Annotated in this window: 24 protein-coding genes; 14 read left to right on the top strand and 10 right to left on the bottom strand. The window is 61.3% G+C overall.

From position 1 onward, the window contains the following. The first annotated feature begins 45 nt into the window (after window positions 1-45). The 4 genes from AACO21_RS03035 (at window position 46) to AACO21_RS03020 (ending at window position 5,008) form a co-directional block, all read left to right on the top strand. Complete coding sequence (locus AACO21_RS03035) at window positions 46-822, top strand: response regulator (RefSeq protein WP_346191013.1); 777 nt, start codon at window positions 46-48, stop codon at window positions 820-822. Between the two features lie 42 nt (window positions 823-864). Next, window positions 865-2,226, top strand: coding sequence for an HD-GYP domain-containing protein (locus AACO21_RS03030; RefSeq protein ID WP_346191012.1), 1,362 nt, complete (start codon window positions 865-867; stop codon window positions 2,224-2,226). Window positions 2,227-2,292: 66 nt separating this feature from the next. Then, window positions 2,293-3,615, top strand: coding sequence for a 30S ribosomal protein S12 methylthiotransferase RimO (gene rimO / locus AACO21_RS03025; RefSeq protein WP_346191011.1), 1,323 nt, complete (start codon window positions 2,293-2,295; stop codon window positions 3,613-3,615). Between the two features lie 4 nt (window positions 3,616-3,619). Continuing rightward, the gene (locus AACO21_RS03020) at window positions 3,620-5,008 is read left to right on the top strand and encodes an FAD-binding oxidoreductase (RefSeq protein WP_346191418.1); all 1,389 of its coding nucleotides are present in this window, start codon (window positions 3,620-3,622) and stop codon (window positions 5,006-5,008) included. Here AACO21_RS03020 and AACO21_RS03015 read toward each other — a convergent pair whose 3' ends face one another. The 3 genes from AACO21_RS03015 to AACO21_RS03005 are packed head-to-tail and all read right to left on the bottom strand — an operon-like array spanning window position 5,009 to window position 7,643. Next, window positions 5,009-6,400 carry an ATP-binding protein gene (locus tag AACO21_RS03015; RefSeq protein WP_346191010.1) on the bottom strand — a complete coding sequence of 464 codons (1,392 nt, stop codon included), beginning with the start codon at window positions 6,398-6,400 and terminating at the stop codon, window positions 5,009-5,011. 2 nt (window positions 6,401-6,402) lie between these two features. Continuing rightward, window positions 6,403-7,284 carry an Hsp33 family molecular chaperone HslO gene (locus AACO21_RS03010; protein WP_346191009.1) on the bottom strand — a complete coding sequence of 294 codons (882 nt, stop codon included), beginning with the start codon at window positions 7,282-7,284 and terminating at the stop codon, window positions 6,403-6,405. Continuing rightward, window positions 7,281-7,643 (bottom strand): ArsC family reductase, encoded by a 363-nt coding sequence (locus AACO21_RS03005; RefSeq protein WP_346191008.1) that lies wholly within the window; start codon window positions 7,641-7,643, stop codon window positions 7,281-7,283. Before AACO21_RS03005 ends, AACO21_RS03010 begins: the two co-directional genes overlap by 4 nt. 25 nt (window positions 7,644-7,668) lie before the next feature. On the opposite strand from AACO21_RS03005, the gene AACO21_RS03000 reads away from it, so the two are divergent. From AACO21_RS03000 to AACO21_RS02990, 3 genes are all read left to right on the top strand, one after another. Further along, window positions 7,669-7,944, top strand: coding sequence for a recombinase family protein (locus AACO21_RS03000; protein WP_346191007.1), 276 nt, complete (start codon window positions 7,669-7,671; stop codon window positions 7,942-7,944). Then, window positions 7,937-8,104 carry a hypothetical protein gene (locus AACO21_RS02995; protein ID WP_346191006.1) on the top strand — a complete coding sequence of 56 codons (168 nt, stop codon included), beginning with the start codon at window positions 7,937-7,939 and terminating at the stop codon, window positions 8,102-8,104. The genes AACO21_RS03000 and AACO21_RS02995 overlap by 8 nt, the downstream gene beginning before the upstream one ends. Window positions 8,105-8,303: 199 nt before the next feature. Beyond that, a complete protein-coding gene (locus AACO21_RS02990; protein ID WP_346191005.1) occupies window positions 8,304-8,789 on the top strand; it encodes a hypothetical protein in 486 nt (161 codons plus the stop codon). Here AACO21_RS02990 and AACO21_RS02985 read toward each other — a convergent pair. The 3 genes from AACO21_RS02985 to AACO21_RS02975 all read right to left on the bottom strand — a co-directional run bounded on the left by AACO21_RS02985 (window position 8,704) and on the right by AACO21_RS02975 (window position 13,380). Next, window positions 8,704-9,267 carry a hypothetical protein gene (locus AACO21_RS02985; protein ID WP_346191004.1) on the bottom strand — a complete coding sequence of 188 codons (564 nt, stop codon included), beginning with the start codon at window positions 9,265-9,267 and terminating at the stop codon, window positions 8,704-8,706. The two genes, AACO21_RS02990 and AACO21_RS02985, sit on opposite strands and share 86 nt — an antisense overlap. A 361-nt stretch (window positions 9,268-9,628) precedes the next feature. Continuing rightward, window positions 9,629-10,948, bottom strand: a complete 1,320-nt coding sequence (locus AACO21_RS02980; protein WP_346191003.1) for a ferric reductase-like transmembrane domain-containing protein — start codon at window positions 10,946-10,948, stop codon at window positions 9,629-9,631. A 113-nt stretch (window positions 10,949-11,061) separates the two neighbouring features. Further along, window positions 11,062-13,380 carry a Tex family protein gene (locus tag AACO21_RS02975; RefSeq protein ID WP_346191002.1) on the bottom strand — a complete coding sequence of 773 codons (2,319 nt, stop codon included), beginning with the start codon at window positions 13,378-13,380 and terminating at the stop codon, window positions 11,062-11,064. Between the two features lie 156 nt (window positions 13,381-13,536). On the opposite strand from AACO21_RS02975, the gene fliW reads away from it, so the two are divergent. Continuing rightward, window positions 13,537-13,980 (top strand): flagellar assembly protein FliW, encoded by a 444-nt coding sequence (fliW, locus tag AACO21_RS02970; RefSeq protein WP_346191001.1) that lies wholly within the window; start codon window positions 13,537-13,539, stop codon window positions 13,978-13,980. 144 nt (window positions 13,981-14,124) lie between these two features. Here fliW and AACO21_RS02965 read toward each other — a convergent pair whose 3' ends face one another. Next, complete coding sequence (locus tag AACO21_RS02965; RefSeq protein WP_346191000.1) at window positions 14,125-14,589, bottom strand: rhodanese-like domain-containing protein; 465 nt, start codon at window positions 14,587-14,589, stop codon at window positions 14,125-14,127. Window positions 14,590-14,675: 86 nt separating this feature from the next. Between AACO21_RS02965 and AACO21_RS02960 the strand changes: the two genes are divergently transcribed. From AACO21_RS02960 to AACO21_RS02945, 4 genes are read left to right on the top strand one after another with little or no spacing between them, the layout of a single operon-like run. After that, window positions 14,676-15,212, top strand: coding sequence for a YaeQ family protein (locus tag AACO21_RS02960; protein WP_346190999.1), 537 nt, complete (start codon window positions 14,676-14,678; stop codon window positions 15,210-15,212). Between the two features lie 22 nt (window positions 15,213-15,234). Next, window positions 15,235-15,996, top strand: coding sequence for a hypothetical protein (locus tag AACO21_RS02955; RefSeq protein WP_346190998.1), 762 nt, complete (start codon window positions 15,235-15,237; stop codon window positions 15,994-15,996). 57 nt (window positions 15,997-16,053) lie between these two features. Continuing rightward, window positions 16,054-16,767, top strand: a complete 714-nt coding sequence (locus AACO21_RS02950) for a class I SAM-dependent methyltransferase (RefSeq protein ID WP_346190997.1) — start codon at window positions 16,054-16,056, stop codon at window positions 16,765-16,767. Further along, window positions 16,764-17,714 (top strand): DMT family transporter, encoded by a 951-nt coding sequence (locus tag AACO21_RS02945; RefSeq protein ID WP_346190996.1) that lies wholly within the window; start codon window positions 16,764-16,766, stop codon window positions 17,712-17,714. Before AACO21_RS02950 ends, AACO21_RS02945 begins: the two co-directional genes overlap by 4 nt. A 100-nt stretch (window positions 17,715-17,814) precedes the next feature. On the opposite strand, the gene AACO21_RS02940 is transcribed toward AACO21_RS02945, so the two are convergent. Together AACO21_RS02940 and AACO21_RS02935 are read right to left on the bottom strand one after the other, a co-directional pair. After that, on the bottom strand, window positions 17,815-18,366 hold the full coding sequence (locus AACO21_RS02940) for a DUF2946 family protein (RefSeq protein ID WP_346190995.1): 552 nt from the start codon (window positions 18,364-18,366) through the stop codon (window positions 17,815-17,817). 18 nt (window positions 18,367-18,384) lie between these two features. Further along, a complete protein-coding gene (locus AACO21_RS02935; protein WP_346190994.1) occupies window positions 18,385-19,170 on the bottom strand; it encodes a DeoR family transcriptional regulator in 786 nt (261 codons plus the stop codon). A gap of 288 nt (window positions 19,171-19,458) precedes the next feature. Between AACO21_RS02935 and glpT the strand changes: the two genes are divergently transcribed. Beyond that, window positions 19,459-20,808, top strand: coding sequence for a glycerol-3-phosphate transporter (gene glpT / locus AACO21_RS02930; RefSeq protein WP_346190993.1), 1,350 nt, complete (start codon window positions 19,459-19,461; stop codon window positions 20,806-20,808). A 43-nt stretch (window positions 20,809-20,851) separates the two neighbouring features. After that, window positions 20,852-22,462, top strand: coding sequence for a glycerol-3-phosphate dehydrogenase/oxidase (locus AACO21_RS02925; RefSeq protein ID WP_346190992.1), 1,611 nt, complete (start codon window positions 20,852-20,854; stop codon window positions 22,460-22,462). A gap of 148 nt (window positions 22,463-22,610) precedes the next feature. Here AACO21_RS02925 and AACO21_RS02920 read toward each other — a convergent pair whose 3' ends face one another. Further along, window positions 22,611-22,835: a phospholipase D-like domain-containing protein gene (locus AACO21_RS02920; RefSeq protein ID WP_346191417.1), complete on the bottom strand. Its 225-nt coding sequence runs from the start codon at window positions 22,833-22,835 to the stop codon at window positions 22,611-22,613. Window positions 22,836-22,861 lie beyond the last annotated feature (26 nt).

Below are 22,861 nucleotides of genomic sequence, written 5' to 3'. Positions count from 1 at the left end.
GCTATTGTTGTCAGAAATAACAAGATGAAATGGGCAGGACAGGCAATGCGAATTCTGATCATTGATGACAATGCCGCGATGCGTAAGGTGCTGGCGGCCTTGTTTTCGACGGTAGGCCACGATGTGGTGGGCGCCCTGGAGGATGGGCAACTGCTGGAAAATTCCTTACGCAGCCTGCAGCCCGATCTCGTCTGTCTGGATTACAACCTGCCGGGGCGGGATGGGCTGACCTTGCTGCGCATCATCCAGGCGATGGCCCCCGAAATCGATGTGGTGTTCATGACGGCCTCTGCCGAAGCCGGCTTGGAAGAGCGTGCCGCAGATGCCGGTGCCGCCGGATTCATCCGCAAGCCTTTCAGTCAGCAGCAGATTGTGGCGGAACTCAAGGACATCGCGGATGCCCGCGCGCTGGCTCGTAAAGCGAGTACGGCTGCGCCAGGCGGACGCATGGGCCGGGTGCGCGGCACGGCCGTGATCGCCGATGACACCGGTTCCGTTCGGATCGTCCTCAAGGGCTTGCTGGAAGAGTGCGGGCTGCAGGTCGTGCAGGCCGTGACCAATGGCAGTGAAGCCGTCCAGGCGGCGCGCAACCACAAGCCCCGCCTGCTATGCCTCGACATCAACATGCCGGTGATGGGCGGTATGGATGCCTTGCCGCAAATCCTTGAAGCCAGCCCGGAAACAGCCGTGGTGATGGTAACGGGGTGTCCTGACAAGCAATTGGTGGCCGAGGCGGCGACTCGCGGCGCACGCGGTTATATTCTGAAGCCCCTGCGGCCGGCTTATGTTGAAGGTTTTGTCCGCAAACTGTTGGGCGATTGACCGGCCTGCAGAACTTTTATCCCAAGCCAGCGTCTCTCCTGCATGCCTCAACTTGCCCGCATTGCCACACCCGCATCCCTGCGCCTGTCGGAATTGATTTCGGCGCTCAGTTATGCGCTGGATATCACCGAAGGCCAGCCTGAAGGCCACTGTGTGCGCTGTTGCTGGATCGGCATGCACATCGGGCGGCGGATCGGCTTGTCGGATGAGGCCTTGTGGGGCCTGTACTATACCTTGCTCTTGAAAGATCTCGGTTGCAGCAGCAATGCGGCCCGCATTTGCGAGCTTTATCTGACCGACGACCTTGCCTTCAAGCGGGATTTCAAGACCGTGGGGGATAGTCTGCCGCAGGTCCTGAATTTCGTGCTCGGTCATACCGGCTTGGGGGCGCCGCTGACCGAGCGCTTCCGCAGTGTGCTCAACATCGTGCGTCACGGTGATGAGATCGCAACTGAACTGATCGCCACCCGCTGCCAGCGGGGGGCGGAAATCGCCCGCCTGTTGCGTTTCCCGGAGACAGTTTCCGAGGGCATCTATAGCCTTGATGAGCATTTCAACGGCAAGGGGCGCCCGCAAGGCCTGGCGGGTGAGGCGATTCCACTCTATGCGCGGATTGCCCTGCTGGCTCAGGTGATCGATGTTTTTCATGCGAGCGACGGTCGACAGGCTGCATTGGACGAAATCCGGGCACGCCGCGGGCAATGGTTCGATCCTGCACTGGTCGATGCCTTTGAACTTGTGGCGCAGGATGCCGCCTTCTGGATGACCTTGGCCTCCGGTGCGGTGGATCGGGCTGTCCTGGCCCTGGAGCCGGCCGGGCATGCGGTTGATCTGGACGATGACTATCTCGATGACATTGCCACTGCGTTTGGTCAGGTGGTCGACTCGAAAAGCCCGTACACCAGCGGCCACAGTGCGCGTGTCGCCCTGTATACCGAGTTGATTGCCGAAGAAATGGATGTGGCAGCCTCGCGTCGGCGCTGGTTGAAGCGCGGGGCGTTGCTGCACGATGTAGGCAAGCTCGGCGTCAGCAACAGCATTCTCGACAAGCCCGGCAAGCTCGATGACGACGAGTGGCGGGCCGTACAGGCCCATGCCCAGTACACCGAAGCCATCCTGGCCCGGATTGATGCCTTTGCCGAACTGGCGCGCGTCGCCGGCGCACACCACGAGCGGCTCGATGGCAAGGGCTACCCGCGTGGGCTCACGGCAGACGAGATCAGTCTCGAAACCCGGATCATCACGACGGCGGATATCTTCGATGCGATCACGGCTGAGCGACCGTATCGCGGAGCCATCCCGATCCCGAAAACCCTGGAGATGATGGCGGAGCATGTCGGCACGGCCATCGATCCTGACTGTTTTGCTGCCTTGCAGCGGGTGATTACGCGCCTGCCCGCGTGAACTGCGCGTTCTCCCGGTAAAATATCGCCTTTGTACGCCGGTCGACCCGGAAAAAGGTTTTACTGCATGACTACTGAGATCAAAGTGCCGACCGTCGGCATCGTTTCCCTCGGCTGCCCGAAGGCCGGTTCCGATACCGAGCGCATCCTCACCAAGTTGCGTGCCGAAGGCTACAACCTCTCGCCCAACTACGACGATGCCGACCTGGTCATCGTCAATACCTGCGGCTTCATCGATGCCGCGGTGGAAGAGTCGCTCGACGCGATCGGCGAGGCCCTCAACGAAAACGGCAAGGTCATCGTGACCGGCTGCCTCGGTGCCAAGGGCGATATTGTGCAGACGACCCATCCGTCCGTGCTTGCCGTGACCGGCCCGCATGCCGCCGACGAGGTGATGGGCTACGTGCATCAGCACCTGCCCAAGCCGCATGATCCCTACACCGACCTCGTGCCGCCGCAGGGCGTGCGCCTGACGCCGGATCACTACGCCTACCTGAAGATTTCCGAGGGCTGCAACCACAGCTGCACCTTCTGCATCATCCCGTCCCTGCGCGGTCCGCTGGTCTCGCGTCCGGTCGGTGATGTGCTGGCCGAGGCCGAAAATCTGGCCCGCGCCGGCGTCAAGGAACTGCTGGTCATTTCGCAGGACACCTCGGCCTATGGCGTCGATGTCAAATACCGTACCGCCTTCTGGGGCGGCAAGCCGGTGCGTACCCGTCTGAAGGAACTGTGCGAGGCCATGGCCCAGTTCGGCATCTGGGTGCGTCTGCACTATGTCTATCCCTATCCGTCTGTGGATGACGTGATTCCGCTGATGGCCGAAGGCAAGATCCTGCCGTACCTCGATGTGCCCTTCCAGCACGCCAGCCCGCGCATCCTCAAGGCCATGAAGCGCCCGGCCTCGGCTGAGAATACGCTGGAGCGCATCGCCAAATGGCGTTCGATCTGTCCGGAGATCGTCATCCGCTCGACCTTCATCACCGGCTTCCCCGGCGAGACGGAGGAAGATTTCGACCAACTCATCCAGTTCCTGGAAGATGCCAAGCTCGACCGTGTGGGGGCCTTTGCCTATTCGCCGGTCGAGGGCGCCAAGGCTAACGAGTTGGGCGAATTGCTGCCGGAGTCCGTGCGTGAAGATCGTCGCCGCTGGCTGATGCAGGTGCAGGAAGACATTTCTGCCGAAAAGCTGGCCGCCAAGATCGATACCGTGATCGACGTGCTGGTCGACGAAGTCGATGAAGAGGGCACGATTGCCCGCTCCAAGGCCGATGCCCCGGAAATCGATGGTCTGGTCTATCTGGACGGGCACTTTGATGCCCAGCCGGGCGACTTCCTGAAGGTCAAGGTCATCGATGCCGATCACCATGACCTCTACGCCGAAGTCATCTGAGACGATGGACACCCTGGTCGCCCAACTGGCCGGGGTGGTCGGCGCTGCCCAGGTGATCACGGCGCCGGCCGATCTGGCGCCGTACGTGACTGACTGGCGGGGGCGTTATCAGGGGGCGGTACGCTGTGTCGTGCGCCCCGGCAGTACGGCGGAAGTCTCCGCCGTGATGGCGCTGTGTGCCGCAGCGAGGGTTCCGGTGGTGCCGCAGGGCGGCAATACCAGCCTGTGCGGCGCGGCGACGCCGGATGCGAGCGGCGCAGCAGTCATCATCTCGCTGAGCCGGATGAACCGTATTCTGGCGGTCGACCCGGAAAACAACACGATTTCCGTGGAAGCCGGCTGCACGCTTCTTGAGGTACAGGCTGCGGCGCGTGCCCTGGATCGTCTCTTCCCGCTTTCGCTGGCCTCTGAGGGGACCTGCCAGATCGGCGGCAACCTCTCAACCAATGCGGGCGGTGTGCAGGTGCTGCGTTACGGCAACACGCGCGAACTGACCCTCGGGCTGGAAGTGGTCCTGGCCAGCGGTGAAGTCTGGGATGGCTTGCGCGGCTTGCGCAAGGACAACACGGGCTACGACCTGAAGCAGCTGTTCATCGGGGCCGAAGGCACGCTGGGCATCATCACCGCTGCCGTACTGAAGCTTTTCCCGCTGCCAAAGCAGCAAACCACCTGCTGGCTGAACGTACGCAGCCCGGCGGCGGCGGTCGACCTGTTGAATCGGGCCAAAACCAGCTTCGATGCGCAGTTGACCGCGTTTGAACTGATCTCGGCCGTCTCGCTGGACCTGGTGCTCAGGCATATTCCGGATACCCGGCCGCCCACGCCGCCGAGCCCCTGGTATGTGCTCGCCGAGTTTTCCGAGGCCGATCCGGCGCGGGTTGAAGCCTGGCTGGCCGATTGCCTTGAGGTGGGGGCGGTGAGCGATGGGGCGCTGGCCCAATCCGGTGAGCAGGCACGGGCACTCTGGGTTTTGCGCGAGTGCATTTCCGAGGCCCAGAAAATCGAAGGTATCAGCATCAAGCACGACGTGGCCGTGCCGGTTTCTGCCATCCCGGCTTTCCTCGAGCGCGCCGATGCTGCGCTGAATGATGCCTTTCCCGGCATCCGCGTGGTTGCCTTCGGCCATGTTGGCGATGGCAACCTGCATTACAACCTCTCCAAGGCCGATGCTCAGGATAACGCGGCCTTCCTGGCCTGCCAGCCAAGCGTCAATCGCATCGTGCATGACACGGTCCACGCCCTGAAAGGCTCGATTTCCGCCGAGCACGGCTTGGGTCAATTGAAGCGCGATGAAATCCGGCGTTACAAATCGGCGCTGGAACTCGATCTCATGCAGCGGATCAAGGGCGCGCTCGATCCGGATGGCCGGATGAATCCCGGCAAGGTGTTGTGATCAGGCAGCCCCTGCTGCGTCACCTGTCAGGGCAAGCAGATCGGCTTCTTCTGGCGGGAGTTCGAAGGGCAGGGTGAAGCGGAAGGTACTGCCTTCTCCTTCCTGGCTTTCGATCTCGAGCTGACCGCCCATCAGTTCGATCAGCTTGCGAGCAATCGGCAAGCCGACGCCAAGCCCACCAAATTGCCGGTTGCTGCTGCCGTCCCCTTGCGCCAGGATGCCCTTCAGGCGCGGTAGTACGTGGGCCGGAATGCCGGGGCCGGTGTCCCGGATCGAGAAGGTGAGCCAGGCGGTGTTGTCGTCCGAGCGTGCCAGATACACGCTGACCGTGATGTGGCCGGCTTCGGTAAAGCGGGTCGCATTGTTCAGCAGGTGCCGGAAAATCTGACGCAAGTGCTTGAGATCGCCGACCAGCATGCCCGGCAGGTTCGGATCGACTTCTTCGATCAGGGCCAGGCCTTTTTGCTGGGCTGGCGTACGGTGTTCGGCGAGCAGGGCGGCGACAAACTCCGAGAGGGCGAAGGGTGCGGGGTGGAGGTGGGTCTTCCCGGCTTCCAGGGCGGAGAGGTCGATCAGGTTGTTGATCAGGTGCATCAGTTCCTGGCCCGAAGCACGCAAGGGCGTCAGCAATTCGCGCTGGCTCGGGGTGAGTTCATCCTGATCCAGCAAATCACTCAAACCCAGAATGCCATTCATCGGCGTACGGAGTTCGTGGCTGATATTGGCGAGAAATTCCGTCTTGAGGCGGTTGGTCAGCTCGGTTTCAAGCTGTGCGGCCTTGAGTTGTTCGATCAGGCCCGCTTTGTCTTGAGCCAGGCGATAGCTGTCGATCAGCGTGTGGTGGAAGAAATCCGCGCTGCGCGTACTGAAGGCCAGGAAAATCAGGGCCATGACCGCAAAGGCGAGATGAATCGGGTCGGGGCCCAGGGCGCAGATGCCGATGGTGGTGACCACCGGCCAGGCAAATACCCGAAACGCCTTCTTGTCTGCCGCCAGGACGGGGACGGCCCCGGCCACCATGCCGGCCATCACGAAACCGGTAAACAGCTGCTGGGACAAGGACTGCTGGTACATCAGGAGAATTGTCCCCACCGACCAGGCAAGGCCGCTGGCAAAGGCCCCCGCGACGAGGCGTTGGTACCAGAGTTGCAACTGTTGTTGGCGCTGCACCGGCGTCTGGCGCTCATAAAGCACGCTGCTCAGAACGCGCAGTGCGGCAATCAGCACGCAGGCCCCCAGCCACAGAAAGAGTGCAGCGCTACCGATGGTCGTCTGGGTCGCGTGGGCAACCCAGACCAGAAACCCCGCATTCAGGATCGCCGCCGCCTGACCCAGCCGCAGGTTGCGGTAGAGCAGTTCGACGCGACGATCGAGAAAGGGGGCGTTGTCCATGCTCAGTGCAGTTTTTCGGCCTGGCTTTCGGCAAACAGCGCTTGCACGTCTTCTGCCGTAAAGCGGTACACACGGTTGCAGATGTCGTCCTGAATGACGATCTCGCCATGTTCTGCGATCAGCGTTTCCGCATCGGCCTGGCCGATGCCACGGATCATGTCGCGTACCTTGTCCCAGTCCTCCGGGCAGTGATAGACCACGGGTTGCGGGTCATAGACGCGAATGCCGCCGGCCTCGATCTCCTCGTGGAAGAGTCGGCCCAGCAGGGTCTCGGCATCGAGTTCCAGCAGTTCGGCCGTTTTGACCGTGGACGCCAGTTGGGTGACACGATGCCAGCCATCGGCATCGCGCTCGTCGGCACCGGGCATCTTCTGCAGGAAGAGGCAGACAGCCGCCTTGGACGCGGCAGTCGCAAATAGACGCGAGGGCTGTTGCTCGGATTGCTCCAGATAGTGCTCGAAAATGGCGGCAATGCTCTCGCCGACCATGGGTACGAAGCTTTGATAGGGCTGGCGGGCGGTGGGCAGATCCAGGCTCAACATGAGCTGTCCACCTTGATGGGCGCCGAGCAGTTCCGGAACCGGCGCCGGCAGGACGACCGGGTTGCTGCGCGCCATGCCGCGTAATTGCAACTGCTCGTTGCAGTCCATGACCAGCAACTGGATCGGGCCGTTGCCGCGCAATTGTAGGGTCAGGCGACCGGGTTGCTTCAACTGGCCGCCGATCAGGGCGGTCACGGCAGCCGTTTCGCCGAGCAACTGCGCCACGGTCGGCTGGTAATCCCGGCCGGCCTGCATGTATTGCCAAGCATCGCCCAGGTGAACGATGGCACCGCGAATATCGAGGCCTTCAAACAAAAAACGACGAACGTAGCTGTCGCTCATTTCAATTTCTCCGCATAAATCTCCGGCTTGAAGCCGACCAGCAGGTCAATGCCGGTATCCAGCACCGGACGTTTGATCAGCGCCGGATACTGGGTCATCAAATGTTGTGCTTTGGCCGCGTCGACCGCCGAACGTTCCTCGTCGGTCAATTTTTTCCACATCAGGCCACGGGTATTGAGCAAAGTTTCCCAACCGGCCCGGGCCATCCAGTCCGGCAAATGAGACGCCGCCACGCCAGCCTTCTTGTAGTCGATGAATTCATAGGCAATGCCCTGGTCGGACAACCAGGTCATGGCTTTTTTCATGGTGTCGCAGTTTTTGATACCGAATACTAAATTAACAACTTTTTTCTCAGCCATATACAATCCACGCATGGAGCAAACAGTGCCGCTCGCCTATAACTACATCCGATTCTCTACCGCAGAGCAGAGGAAAGGTGACAGTTTACGTCGGCAGGACGATCTCGCCAAAGCATATGCGGAAGAAAAGGGGCTTTCACTTGATGAATCCCTGACCATGCTTGATCTTGGCGTTTCAGCATTCAAGGGAGCAAACGCTGAGTCTGGCGCTTTGGCTGCCTTTCTTGAAGCCATTGACAATGGTCATGTTCCAGTTGGCTCGTATCGTCATCTCCATCTACACGGATTGGGAGTTGGCTGAGGCCAGAATCTACAAGGACATCTACAGCTTCGAGGAGGCCTATCCAATTAAGGGCGGGCCTGCTGACCTGAAGGTGCATCTCACCATCAACAACTTCCTTGAACGCTGGCTGGACTCCCTGTTGCAGGATGAACACGTTCGTCGGGGCAGCACAACATGAAAGCCAGAAAGGAAAAACGATGAGCTATCGCTGTCTATGCGGCCTGACTGCGTATCGTTGCAAGGAATGTGGATGGCAATGGTGTTCAAGCCATCATTGCCGAAAGGGAAATGGGAAGGACGACAACCAGCCGATCAACAAGTGTCCACCTTGCAGGGGCTATGGAAGCACGTCGTAACACCCCAAGGGACATCGACAGATGACGATGCAGGTTCCTGAATGCCTGGAATACGAGGGCGATTGGTATGCCCTTTGTTCGTTGCCCCTTGAACCCTATCTTGCCAGCTGGTCAGAACGACCAGGCTTCTATGCCACGCCCACCTGTCTGGACCGGATGTATGTCGGCCATTGGCGTATCGAAGACAATCGCTTGTTCCTAATCGGGTTGGTGGCGCACGACAGGGAAGGGAATGCCATCACGTTGCAGCATCTATTTCCTGGTACAGAGCTACCTATCTGGGCTGATTGGTTCAGCGGACAGTTGCGTTGCCCAATTGGCAAGCGCCTCAAGACCATCCTGATCGGTTTCGAAAGCGTTTACGAATCCGATCTGCTGTTTTCGATCAACGAGGGCAGGGTGGTTGGCATTGAGAAGCGGATCAATGTTGCCTCTGCGAAGATGCAGGAGGAGGCAATGGACATTCCGGCATTTCTTCGACGTTATCCAGATCAAGGTCCATCATGAGCAGGTGGGCAATTGAATCCTCAGCGTATTCGATCTGCTTGCGCTTCTGGGCGAAGACGAAAGCCTGAAGCGCAGCATGGCAGAGCTGATCATGATCCGTCCATTCCACCACGCCCAAGAGGCGCAGGTAGTAGCTGTAGGAATCCTGATCCAGGTACTGCTTGAAGGCGGTGAAGAGGAACGCAGGGGTTTCAAACTGCTTGTGCAACTCAGTGTGGTACAGGCGGGACTGGAAAATCGTGTCGTAGCAGATGCCAGCGATCTGGCCTCCTGCGATGCCTTTTTCCTCTTCCGTTGCATGGTCCATCCAGTTGTCGTCGAGCATGAGGCCCACGAAGCTGACAGGATGGGAAGGGGCGTTGAGGTTGTCGCGGATGTAATCAGCGCCTTGCTTTGCCAAGGCTTGAGCTTCCACGAAGGTGTTGCAGTAGGAAACGTGGTCCGTTTCGCCGAAAACTACGATGCCGAGCTTGTTCATGTCCAATAGCCATCGATTCGCATACCAAAAGCGGTACAGGGCTATTAGATTCAACCGGTTGACCGGTGTACACGACTGATTTCGCCATGTTTGCTTGGTCAGTCGCGTACCCGATGCAGCTAAATTAGGTCGAGATAGTTGTTAATTTAGTATCGCAGTTCTTGATGCCGAACACACGAATTTGGGACATGGTGCTTCTTCCATCGGGGTCGTTGAATCAGGCCCGACATTATCCCAGTTTTCCGTCTCAGGCTTGCTAGGGCGCGCGGCCTGGACGGGGGGCGCATGCAGTATGAGGGCCTGCCGACGGTCGACCGTCGGCAGGCCCTCATTTTCCCAAGTCGAGGAAAGCCGCTGTGTTTTAGCGAAACTCGAAGGCTTCCTGGTGAAACTGATGTGTGGGCAGACCGCCTTGGCGGCATGCCTGGCTGAGCGATTCGCCCCAGCGGCGCGGACCGCAGAACCAGACCGAGCACTGGGTGCGCAGGTGTCGGGTGATCTCGGGCAGGCTGAAGGGGCCGTCGCGATCCGTGCGGCGCGGGTGTAGACGGACACCCGTCTGAGCGCAGAGGGTTTCGAGCTGGGCGGGGAAGTCGCTGTCGCCTGCACAGGCATAGAAGAAATCGATGTCGCTGCGTTCCCCCGTTTGCGCCAGCGCCTGCAGGCGGGCGAGGAAGGGCGTCACACCAATGCCGCCGGCGACCCAGATTTGGCTGGCCGGCTTCACCCCCGGACGTGAGATGTCGAAATCGAAGCGGCCATAGGGGCCTTCCAGGCGAACCGTCTGTCCGGTACGGATGTGATCGCTCAGGCGGTTGGTGAAGTCGCCCAAGGCCTTGATGGCCAGTGTCAGCGTGCCTTGTTCAGGCGCCCAGGCGGAGGCAATCGTGAAGGGATGGGCGCCTTCCACGGGCGTGCCGAAATCGATGAACAGGAATTGGCCGGCGCGATGGCCAGGCCAGCTTTCCGGGCGGCAGGTCAGTTCGAGGACACCGCCCGGTTGCTGGCGCAGATGTTCGATCCGGGCTGGATGCTGGCGTGTGCGCCCAAGGCGTCCGCTCAGAGAGAGCAGGGCGGGTACGACGCCGATGGCGGCAACGACGAGTGTGCTCCAGCCCAGCGGCGTTTGCCAGAAATCCTTGGGTAGCAGCAACAGGCCATGAAAGGCGCCGGCGATGAAGATGGCGCCGAAGGCCTTATGCACGAGCCGGAAGGCGCGATACGGAATGCGGCGCAGCAGGGCGATGACGACCAGCGCCATGAGCAGATAACCGGCCCACTCGCCGACATCCTTGGCCAGATCGAGCCACAGGTCGTGTTGTTTCGGGCCGCGTGGACGGCTGGGGAGCCAGCCCAGTTTGGCCAGTTTCTTCGGCAGCCATTCCAGTTGCCAGTGCACCAGCACGAAAATGCCGGCGCCGATGCCGACATCCTTGTGCAGGCGGTAGAGCTTGTCCAAACCGCCAAACATGTTTTCCAGCCAACGTGCGCGCGTGGCAAGCAGCATGCCGGTGCTCATCCACCATAGCGCGACGATGCCGGAGAGGATGATCAGGTTGCGGCGCCAGAACCAGATGCCGTTTTGCTCGGCGCTCAGCAATTCGGGCAAGGCAAAGCCGGCCCAGAGGCCAAACGGCAACAGCCCGAGGGCGATGCCGAGTGCAAGACGATGGGTTTTCATGATTTTCTCCCTGTTCTGAATAGGGAGTTTACGCTTGCGCTTGCCGTATGGCTGTCGTGATGCTGTTACCGGATGTAAGCAAATGAAAACCGCCGGCGAACCGGCGGTGAGATTCAGCGTTTCAGCTTGGCAAAAGCCGCTGCCATGGCGTTCCCCGAGGGCGGCGGGGTGCTGGTGTGGCGGGCCTGGTTCCTTGATAGCGGAGCGCCGCGCTGGGTGCCGGATTCCTGGCTGCGGCCCTTGCCCGGTTCGTCGCTCATGCGCATGGTCAGGGCGATGCGCTGGCGTGGCAGGTCGACTTCCAGCACCTTGACCTTGACCACTTGCCCGGCCTTGACGATCTCGTGCGGGTCTTTGACAAAGGTGTTGGAGAGCGCGGAGACATGCACCAGGCCGTCCTGATGCACGCCGATGTCGACAAAGGCGCCAAAGGCGGCGACGTTGGTCACCACGCCTTCGAGAATCATGCCCGGACGCAGGTCCTTCACCTCTTCGACGCCTTCCGCAAAGGTCGCCGTCTTGAACTCGGGGCGCGGGTCGCGGCCCGGTTTCTCGAGTTCTTTGAGGATGTCCTGTACGGTCGGCAGGCCAAAGCGCTCGCTGGTGTATTTGCTGGCGTTGACGCTCTTCAGCGTGCGGCTGTCGCCAAGCAGTTCCTTGATCGGTTTCTTGAGATCGACAATGATCTGCTCGACCACCGGGTAGGCTTCCGGGTGGACGGAGGACGCATCGAGCGGGTTGTCGCCGTTCGGCACGCGCAGGAAGCCGGCGGCCTGCTCGAAGGTCTTGTCGCCCAGACGCGGCACCTTCTTGAGGTCGTCGCGGGAGCGGAAGGCGCCGTTGGCATCGCGGTAATTGACGATGTTGGCAGCGAGGCTGGCATTGAGGCCGGAAATGCGGGTGAGCAGCGGGACGGAGGCGGTGTTCACATCGACCCCGACGGCATTCACGCAGTCCTCGACCACGGCATCCAGCGAGCGGGCCAGCTTGGTTTGCGAGACGTCATGCTGGTACTGGCCAACGCCAATCGATTTCGGCTCGATCTTCACCAGTTCGGCCAGCGGGTCCTGCAGGCGGCGGGCGATCGAGACGGCGCCGCGGATGGAGACGTCGAGGTCCGGGAATTCCTTGGCGGCCAGTTCGGAGGCGGAATAAACCGATGCACCGGCTTCGGAGACGACGATCTTGGTCAGGCGCGCCTCCGGATATTTCTTCATCACATCCTGCACCAGCTTGTCGGTCTCGCGGCTGGCCGTACCGTTGCCGATGGCGACCAGAGAAACGCCATGCTGAGCGGCCAGGCGGGCGATGGTATGGATGGAACCGGCCCAGTCGTTGCGCGGCTCGTGCGGGTAAATCGTGGCGGTGTCGAGCAGCTTGCCGGTGGCGTCGACAACCGCGATCTTGCAGCCGGTGCGGATGCCCGGGTCAATGCCCATGGTCACGTGCTGGCCGGCCGGCGCGGCGAGCAGCAGGTCCTTGAGGTTCTTGCCGAAAATGCGGATGGCTTCTTCTTCCGCCCGCTCGCGCAAGGCGTTCATCAGTTCGAGTTCAAGGTGGGTGTAGACCTTCACCTTCCAGGTCCAGCGGACGGTGTCCTGCAGCCACTTGTCGGCCGGGCGGCCCTGCGCCTTGATGCCGAACTTGCTGGCGATGCGCATTTCGCACGGGTTGGGGCCCGGCTTGATGTTCTCTTCATCGAGTTCTGAATCCAGAACCAGCGTGACCGAGAGCACGCCTTCGTTACGGCCACGCAGCAGCGCCAGGGCGCGGTGCGAGGGCATGTCGGCGATGGCTTCGGCAAAGTCGAACCAGTCGCGGAATTTGGCGCCTTCGACTTCCTTGCCCTCGATGACCTTGGCGCGTACCTGCCCGTGTTCGTTCAGGTATTCACGCAGGCCGCGCAGGAGGTCCGCATCTTCGGCGAACTTTTCCATCAGGATCTGACGGGCACCGTCGAGCACGGCCTTGGTATCGGCAAAACCGGCTTCAGCGTTGAGGAATTGTTCGGCTTCTTCGTCCGGCGTCAGCTCGGGGTTGTCGAGCAGGGCCAGGGCCAGCGGTTCGATGCCGGCTTCGCGGGCAATCTGGGCCTTGGTGCGGCGCTTCTGCTTGTACGGCAGATAAAGGTCTTCCAGGCGCTGCTTGGTCTCGGCGTCGTCGATCTCGGCCTTGAGTTCGGGCGTCAGTTTGCCCTGTTCTTCAATGCTGGCCAGGATGGCGGCGCGGCGGTCTTCGAGTTCGCGCAGATAGCCCAGGCGCTCTTCCAGCGTGCGCAGCTGCGTGTCATCGAGGCCGCCGGTTACTTCCTTACGGTAACGGGCGATGAAGGGCACGGTGGCGCCTTCGTCGAGCAGGGCAATGGCGGCATTGACCTGGGCGGGGCGGACATTGAGTTCAACGGCGATGCGGTGTTCGATCGGAGCAAGCATGGGACGGCTGGACAGCAAAAATCGGGCGTGCACTATGCGCAAAACTCCCGGAAAACACAACCGCCCCGCCGCCCCCGAAAACGCCGTCGGCACAAGCGGCAAGGCTTGGTGTAGGATCGCGGCTATTGTCATTCATCATTCGAGGGAGAAACGGGGATGCAAGTCGACACCTATCTGTTCGGCAAGGTCGAAGTCAGCCCGGAGAACGTCATCACGTTCCCGAACGGTCTGGTCGGGTTTGAGGACCTCAAGCGCTACATGCTGGTGCACGAAGCCGATGCGGGCGATGTCGCAAGCTTCACCCTGCAGTCCCTGGAAGATGCCGCGGTGGCCTTTCAGATCATTGATCCGCATGCACTGGGCTACAACTACGAGCTGGCCCTGACCGATGCCGAAAACGCACTGCTGCAATCGCCCGCGCCGGAAGAGGTGGTCGTCATGCAGATCCTGTCGAAGCAGGAAGACGGCAGCCAGAAGGTGATCGCCCCGAACCTGCGCGCACCGCTGATCATCAACACGCGTGCCAAGGTTGGTCTGCAGAAGATGATGGAAACCTTCCGCCAGAACATCGTGCTGACCAATCTGGCCAGCAACGTTTGATCCGGGCGCAGCCCGATCGTCAAAAGCCTCGCCGCGCGGCGGGGCTTTTTTACGTCCGTTGTGACTAAAACGCCGGGCCGGTTTTGAGGCCTTGCCGACGGTCGACCGTCGGGGCAGGCTTGTTTTCGGTCGCGATCCGGCGTGTCAGCAGCGCTGCTCAGCCTTGCAGGCAGCGATGACTGGTGCGGCGGGGGCCGGCGCGCCGCCCTGGGCGATCCAGTCCTTGATGCCCGATTTTACGTTGTACACGGTGGTGTAGCCCGCCTGCTGAGAGAGCAACTGGCTGACCGGCCGGGTGCGATTGCCGGTGCGGCAGATGACGATCACCGCGTCGTTCGGCTTGGCGATCTTGTGCACCTTGGCCAGCCAGGCCGGCGCATCGTAGCGGCCGCGTTCATCGAAGAAGGTGAGCAGATGGCTGCCCGGCACGATGCCGGTTTGTTCCCATTCGCTTTGCAGGCGAATGTCGATCACGGGGATGCCTTTTTGCCGCAACTGATTGAGGGTGGCGTGATCGATGTCGATGATCTCGGCCCGGACCGGCCGGGCGGCCAGCAGCAAGGGCAGGGCAAGAAACAGGGCGGCAAGTTGGAGCGTGAGGCGGCGCATCGGGAATGGGGCTCTGAAGGATTAGAGAATGCTTATTATAAGTCCGCCGTGGGATAATCCGCCGCTTTCATGTATCTGGCGACACCATGGCCCTCAAATCCACCATCTTCAAGGCTGAACTGAACATTGCCGATCTCGACCGAGGCTATTTTGGCGAACATGCACTGACCATCGCTCGCCACCCGTCCGAGACCGACGAGCGCATGATGGTGCGCGTGCTGGCCTTTGCCCTCCATGGCGCGCCGGACCTCAGCTTTGGCAAGGGCATCTCGAATGATGATGAGCCCGCCCTTTGGGAAATTGACCCGGGCGGCATCATCCAGCGCTGGGTTGAAGTCGGCCAGCCGGACGAGGAGCGCATCCGTAAAGCCTGCGCCCGCGCCGAGGCCGTGACCGTGCTCACCTATGGTGCCCGCGCTGTCGATGTTTGGTGGCAGCAAGCCCGCGACAAGCTCAGCCGTTTCAGCAATCTCACCGTGCTGCGCATCACGGCGGAAGAGGGCGCTGCCCTGGCTGCGCTAGCCGAGCGCAACATGCGTCTGGCCTGCACCATCCAGGAAGGCACGGTCTATCTTGAAGGTTGCGAACTGAGCCCCCAAATCCTCATGGCGCCCGCCGCCTGACCCTGTTTGATGGAGCCTTACCATGACCGCCGACCGTCTCGCCACTGAACGCCGCCGCCTTTTTCTGCTGCCCGATCAGCCGGCCGATCTGCCCCTCACCGAGGATGGCCGTTGCCGTACGCTCTTTCTCGAGATTGTGCGCAATGCCGACTGGGAAGCCCTGGCGCGTCTGCTGGCCGGGATTCAGGATGAACTGCAATTGCCCTTGCCGGCGCTCTCGGTCAATGCCACGGGCGGTTATCGTGCCTGGTTTTCGTTGCGCGAAGCCGTCAGTCCGAGCGACGGCCTGGCGTTTCTGGATGGCCTGCGCCGGCGTTATCTGGGGGACCTGCCGGCGGGGCGCGTGATCGCCGAATTTCCGCAGGGGACCTTGCCGGATCTGCCCAGCCTGGATGCCGAGAGCGAGCGCTGGTCCGCTTTCATCGATCCCGGCATGGGCGCCATGTTCCGCGACGAACCCGGCCTCGACATCCCGCCGGGCCGTGACCGTCAGGCCGATCTGCTGATTGGCGTGCGCAGCCTCGCAGCGGCTGATTTCCGACGTGCCCTGAAGGAACTCGGCCTGCCGCCGGTGAGCGAGGTGACGCCCGCTGTATTACCGACCGCTGCCCGCGCAGGCGAGGCTGGCCAGCACGCCGCGCTGCCGCCGGCCGGCTGGCAGAACGTGGGCACGAGCTACAGCCAGCCGCAGGCTTTCCTGCTCGCCGTGATGAACGATCCCACTGCCAGCGCGGAACACCGTCTGCGTGCGGCAGAAATCCTGATGCAGGCGGCTGCCCGCTGAAATCCATGCCTTGCCGACGGTCGACCGTCGGCCATCCGTTTTGTCAAAGAGCCCACCATGAAAATCGCCGATCCCACCCAGACCCGCGTGGTCAATGAAGTCAATGTGTTGCTTGAGTCCTTGCCGCTCGATGGGGCGGTGGTGCTGGAGTTGGGCTGTGGCAAGGCGGACAAGACGCGGACGCTGGCGCAGACCGGGCGCGTGAAGGAAATCGTGGCGCTGGAGGTGGATCAGATTCAGCATGCGAAGAATCTGCAGGTGACCGATCTGCCCGCTGTGCGCTTTGCCCAGGGGGGGGCGGAGACGATTCCCTTGCCGGATGCGAGCGTTGATCTGGTGCTGATGTTCAAGTCGCTGCACCACGTGCCGATGGACCGGATGGACGACGCGTTATCGGAAATCGCCCGTGTTTTGAAGCCGGGCGGCCTGGCCTGGATTTCCGAGCCGGTGTATGCCGGTGAGCTGAACGAGGTATTCAAGCTCTTCCATGATGAAAAAGTCGTGCGGGAGGCTGCGTTTGCGGCCGTGCAACGGGCCGTGTCCGACGGTCGACTGGCCCTGAAGGAGGAAATGTTCTTCCTGACGCGCAGTTATTTCGAGAATTTCGCCCAGTTTGACCAACGCATGATCCAGGTGACGCACAGCGATCATCGCCTGTCGCCCGAGTTGTACGCCCGCGTTCAGGCCAAGTTTGAGTCCTATCTCGGGCCAGAAGGGGCAACCTTCTTCAACCCGCAGCGCGTCGATCTGCTGCAGAAGCCTGCCCCGTGAGCCGTCTGCCGGGTATTGCCTTTGCCCTGGCGGCGGGGCTGATGTGGGGGCTGGTTTTTGTCGGCCCCTTGCTCTTGCCGAACTATCCGGCTGCGCTGCATACGGTGGGGCGCTACCTCGCCTTTGGCGTGATCGCCTTGCCCCTGGCCTGGTTTGACCGGCGTGCGCTGGCGGAACTGTCGCGGGCCGACTGGCTGGCCGCACTCAAGCTCGCCGCCATCGGCAACCTGCTGTATTACCTCTGCCTCTCCAGCGCCATCCAGCGTGCGGGCGGGCCCTTGCCGACCATGATCATCGGCACGCTGCCGGTGGTGATTTCGATCACGGCCAATCTGCGCAGCCATCAGCGCGATGGTCATCTGCCGTGGCGGCGCTTGTTGCCGCCGCTGGGGCTCATCCTGCTCGGCATCGGCTGCGTGAATCAGGCAGAAATGGCCGCTCTGGCAGCGTCGACCGCCGAGGCGCAGGCCCGCTATGGGCTCGGTGCCTTGCTGGCCGTGGGGGCTGTCGCCTGCTGGACCTGGTATCCGCTCAAGAATGCAGACTGGCTGCGCGATCATCCGACGCGTTCGCCGCGTGCCTGGGCCACCGCGCAGGGGCTGGCGACCTTGCCGCTGGCAGCGCTGGGCTATAGCGTGGTGGCGTGGCTGATGGGCGGCGATGCGGGCTTTCCTCTGCCGCTGGGGCCGGACCCCTGGGCCTTCGTAGGCTTGATGTTTGCCATCGGCCTCTTTGCTTCCTGGCTCGGGACCTTGTGCTGGAACGAGGCCAGCCAGCGCCTGCCGACCGCCTTGGTCGGGCAACTGATCGTTTTCGAAACCCTGGCGGCCTTGCTCTATGCCTATCTGTTGCGCGGTGTATGGCCGGATGCCCTGACCGTGCTCGGTATCGGCGGCCTGGTGGCGGGGGTGCTGTGGGCGGTGCGGGTGAAACCGGTTAAGGCGTGAGGCCGTCCGCGTCGCCCTTTTCTTAAAGAGGCGGGGGACGGGGCCCGCTCAATCGGGTGATGTTTGCACCGCGCCAGGCGCGGTCTGCGCAGGCAGCAGTTCAGCCTGCCTCGCGGGGCGTACGGACGAAATTGAAGTGTTTTTCGAGGTCGACCGTCGGCAAGGGCGTGAGGGGAAGCGTGTGCCAGGTGATGGCAGGCGTCTCGCCCGCGAGTAACGCGGCCAGCGCTTCGTCGCTGACGGGGTGGCCGGTGCTGTCGGTACACTCGGCCAGCAGCGTGGCGAGGTCGCGGTCATCGAGCAGGCCGGGGCCCAGTTCGGTATCGAGCAGCAGATTGCCTTCGGCATCCAGGTGGAGCGCACGGATGTCGCCGGCGGGGCGCCCGGTATGGCTGATGAAGGCCGGGCTGCCATCCGGCGCACGGTGAAACACCCAGGGGCTGTAGGCGAGATCCACAAAAGCCCGCTGCGGCCCGTTTTGCACAAACCAGCGACCAAGATCGTCGACCGCGTAGTTGAGATTCAGGAAGGTGATCAGACCGCGATGGGCGATCACCTCGCCCTTGAGCCGCCATTGGCCGCGCCGGTCGAGGGAAAGCCATTCAAAACAGGCGGGGACGTTGGGCCATTTGGCGAGGAGGGCGGGGTCCATGCAGGGAATCGCTCGGGCTTAGGCGGTTTGATGGCCGGTTTCGGTGGTCGGGGCGACGTAGACCCGGACATTGCTTTGGGTGAGGATCGGCTGGATTTCCTCGGGCGGCGTGCGGTCGGTGAAGAGCGCGTCGATATCGCCGATGTGACACAGGCGCACCATGGGCGTGCAGGTGAATTTGGTGTGGTCGGCGGCCAGGAACACTTCCCGCGCATTGTCGATGATGGCTTGGGCGACGCGAACTTCACGGTAATCGTAATCGAGCAGGGTTCCATCGGTGTCGATGCCGGAAATCCCGATGATCCCGTAGTCGACCTTGAACTGACGAATGAAGTCGATGGTGGATTCGCCGATCACGCCGCCATCGCTGCGCACGACGCCACCGGCGACGATGACCTCATTGTCGGGATTGGCGCTCAGGTGGGTGGCGACGTTCAGGTTGTTGGTGATGATGCGCAGGTTCTTGTGTCCGCTCAGCGCCTTGGCGACCGCTTCGGTGGTGGTGCCGATGTTGATGAAGAGCGAGGCATTGTCCGGAATCTGTTCGGCCAGTCGTTGCGCGATACGTTGCTTGTTGGCGTGGTTCAGAATCTGACGGTCGGTGTAATTGACGTTCTCGATGCTGGAGATCGGCGCGGCGCCGCCGTGGTGGCGCCGGAGCAGGCCCTGGTCGCAGAGCTCGTTGATGTCGCGGCGGATGGTTTGCGCGGTGACCTGAAACGTCTGTGCCAGGGTTTCGGTGGCAATGAAGCCTTGCCGCTTGATCAGGGCGAGGATGTCCTGATGTCGCGGATTCAGGTTCATTTGCGAAAATTTTCTTTTCATGTCGCCAGCGCAATCGAATCGGGTTTGCCGAGGGTGGGCTGAATTATGGCATGTCATGGGCGTTTTCGGGGCGGCGTTGCCCGGATTGGCCTGACTCCGGGTGTGGCGATTTGTTCAAATACGGTGCTTAAAATGTTCGAATTGCAACATTTTGTGCTTGGTTGTCCCGTCTTTTGGCCCTAGAATTCGCGCCTTAACGTCTATTTCTGCGGCTGTTGCGGCTGTGGAAACGCGCATTTGTTCGTTTAACAACATTTGGAGATCCGCGTGATCGGTTTTTTCATGCCTGCTGCGCATATTCCGCAAGTGCCTGCGGAACAACAGGGTGCGCTTTACTCCCGTCTGCGTTGGCAGATTTTCCTGGGTATTTTTATCGGCTATGCCGGTTACTACCTGATCAGAAAAAACTTTTCGCTCGCGGTGCCGTATCTCGTTGAGCAGGGCTTCTCGCGCGGCGATCTCGGCTTTGCGATGTCGGCCGTGGCGATTTCCTACGGATTTTCGAAATTCCTGATGGGCGTGGTCTCGGACCGCTCCAATCCGCGTGTCTTCCTGACCGTGGGGCTGCTGCTTTCGGCCTCCATCTTTCTGCTGATGGGCTTTGTGCCCTGGGCGACCTCCAGCGTTTCGATCATGTTCTGCCTGCTGTTCCTGAACGGTTGGTTCCAGGGCATGGGCTGGCCCCCGTGCGGCCGGACGATGGTGCATTGGTGGTCGCAGAAGGAACGCGGCCAGATTGTCTCGATCTGGAACTGCGCCCACAACGTCGGCGGCGGTTTGGTCGGGCCGCTTTTCCTGCTCGGCATGATGTGGTTTGCCGACTGGCGTTCGGCTTTCTACGTACCGGCCATCGCGGCAATTGTCGTGGCTGTTTTCATCTATGCCACGATGCGCGATACGCCGCAATCCTGCGGCCTGCCGGCCATCGAGGTGTACAAGAACGACATTCCCGAGGACTACAGCGAGAAGCATGAAGAAGAACTGAGCACGAAGGAGATCTTCAAGCTCTACATCCTGCCGAACAAGCTCCTGTGGTACATCGCTTTTGCCAACGTTTTTGTCTATCTGCTGCGTTATGGCGTGCTCGACTGGGCGCCGACTTACCTGAAGGAAGTGAAGGACTTCACGGTCGCCAAGTCGTCCTGGGCGTATTTCCTCTACGAGTGGGCCGGTATCCCCGGCACCCTGCTGTGCGGCTGGATGTCCGACAAGTTCTTCAAGGGCAACCGCGCCACCACCGGGATCGTCTTCATGGTGCTGGTGACGCTCGCCACCCTGGTCTACTGGATGAACCCGGCGGGCAATCCGACGGTCGACATGCTGGCGCTGATCGCCATCGGTTTCCTGATCTATGGGCCGGTCATGCTGATCGGGCTGTACGCCCTTGAACTGGCGCCCAAGAAAGCCGCCGGGACGGCAGCGGGCTTTACCGGCCTGTTCGGTTATCTGGGCGGTACGGTGGCCGCGAATGCCGTGGTCGGCTACACGGTCGATGCCTTCGGCTGGGATGGCGGCTTCATGCTGATGATCGGTTCCTGCATCATGTCCATCCTGCTCTTCATGCTGACGCTCAAGCACAGCAATCAGCTGGCAAACGCGGCCGCCAAATCGGCTTAAGGATAAGACGGACGATGGCTAATCGCGTGAAAGGGTGGGCGTTGTGAAACTGCGGGCCAGTAACATCGCAAAGCTGGAACAGCACGACTACGATGTGCTGATTATCGGCGGCGGCATCAACGGCGCTGTGGCCGCTGCCGCGCTCTCCGGCAAGGGGGCGCGCGTGGCCTTGATCGACCAGCGCGATTTCGCAGGGTTTACCAGCCAGCAGTCCAGCAACCTCGCCTGGGGTGGGATCAAGTACCTGGAAAGCCACGATTACGGCCTGGTGCGCGATCTGTGCAAGAGCCGCAACCATCTGCTGGAACACTACCCCTCGCGCATCCGGGAAATCCGCTTTTACTCGACGCTGGAAAAGGGATTCCGTTTCCACCCGCTGTTCGTTTATCTCGGGACCTGGGTGTATTGGCTGTTCGGCAACGGCTTCACCAAAGTCCCCAACTGGCTCTCCAGAAAACGGGTCGAAGCCGAGGAGCCGCTGATCCGGACCGACCGCTTTTACGGCGGCTTCGAATACTCGGACGCCTATCTGTACGACAACGACTCGCGCTTTGTTTTCCAGTTCATCCGCGCCGCCATGGACCGTGGCTGTATTGCCGCCAACTATGTCGAATCGCTGGGCGCGCGCAAGGTCGGCGACCGCTGGCTTACCCGGGCGCGGGACGGGATGTCCGGCCGCGAATTCGAGATTCGCGCCAAGGTGCTGATCAATGCCGCCGGTCCGTTCGTCGATGCGCACAACGGCCTGACCGGCGAGCGCACGGCGCATCGGCATGCCTTCTCCAAGGGCATCCACCTGATCGTGCCCCAGATCACGCCGAACAACCGCATCCTGACCTTCTTTGCTGACGACGGTCGCCTGTTCTTCGTCATCCCGATGGGCATGCGCACCTGCATCGGCACCACCGACACGCGGGTTGAATCGCCGTATGCCGAGGTCACTGATGAAGACCGCCAGTTCGTGCTGGACAACATCAACAAGCGGCTCAAGCTGGCCAAGCCGCTGGGGCGCGCAGACATCATCGCCGAGCGCTGCGGTGTCCGGCCCCTCGTGGTCAAGGCCGGCAAGGATGGCCAGGCGCGCGACTGGCTGCAGATGTCGCGCAAGCACGAAATCGACGCCAATCCGGCAAACGCCCACATCAGCATCTTCGGCGGCAAGCTGACCGACTGCATCAACGTCGGCAATGAAGTGGCCGACCTTGTTGCCGGCATGGGCGTCCGCCTGCCGTTCCCCAACTACACCTGGTACGGCGAAGCGCCGGCTGCCGTGCGCGAGGAATACCTGCATCAGGCCCGCCTGATGGATCTGGGTCGCTACACCTCGCCCGATGCCATCGAGCCCTTAAGCAGCCGCCTGTGGCGCCGTTACGGCCAGCAGGCCCTGGAACTGCTTGCCGACATCCGCGAAGACCCGCGCCAGGCCGAAGTACTCATCAAGGGTACCGACTACATCCGCTGCGAAATCCGCCTCGCCAAGCAGCAGGAAATGATCACCACGCTGGAAGACTTCCTGCGTCGCCGCTCCAAAATCGCCCTCGTTGTGCGCCACGAAGACATCCGCCGCGCCGAAGGCCTGATGGAAGCCTGCCAGATTCTCTTTGGCGACGAAGCACAGGCGAAGTTCGACGCTTACTTTCAGGCCAGAAACTGATCTTTGCGCTTCAGTCAGCGGAAATGTCCGCTTTCCGGCGGTCGACCGTCGGAAAGGGTGGGAAATGCGGTGAGCATTTATCCTTTTTGCAGAGCGCTTTGACGAAGCCTGCTGGTAGGGGCGGTGTCGTTTATTGGATGGTGCGCTCTCATGGATAGGGCGTGCCCTGATTGAAGCGGGATTGCCAGTGGCCTAGGTAGGCCTTGGCTGTGTTGGGTTGATTCCAGAGGATCAGCACGTTTTCGCTGTTGCGTTTGGCGGATTCCGTGTAATTCCAGCTGCCGGTTTGCACGTGGCAACTGTCCACAATGATGAATTTGTCGTGTACTGTAACCTTGTTCATGTTACCGATTGTATTCCATAATACTTCTATATCAACAAGCAGTAGTGATGTTCAGG

Origin of the sequence: Dechloromonas sp. ZS-1 (genome assembly GCF_039649255.1) — a bacterium.
Classification (GTDB): domain Bacteria; phylum Pseudomonadota; class Gammaproteobacteria; order Burkholderiales; family Rhodocyclaceae; genus Azonexus.
This window is presented reverse-complemented; position numbering and strand designations above follow the sequence as displayed.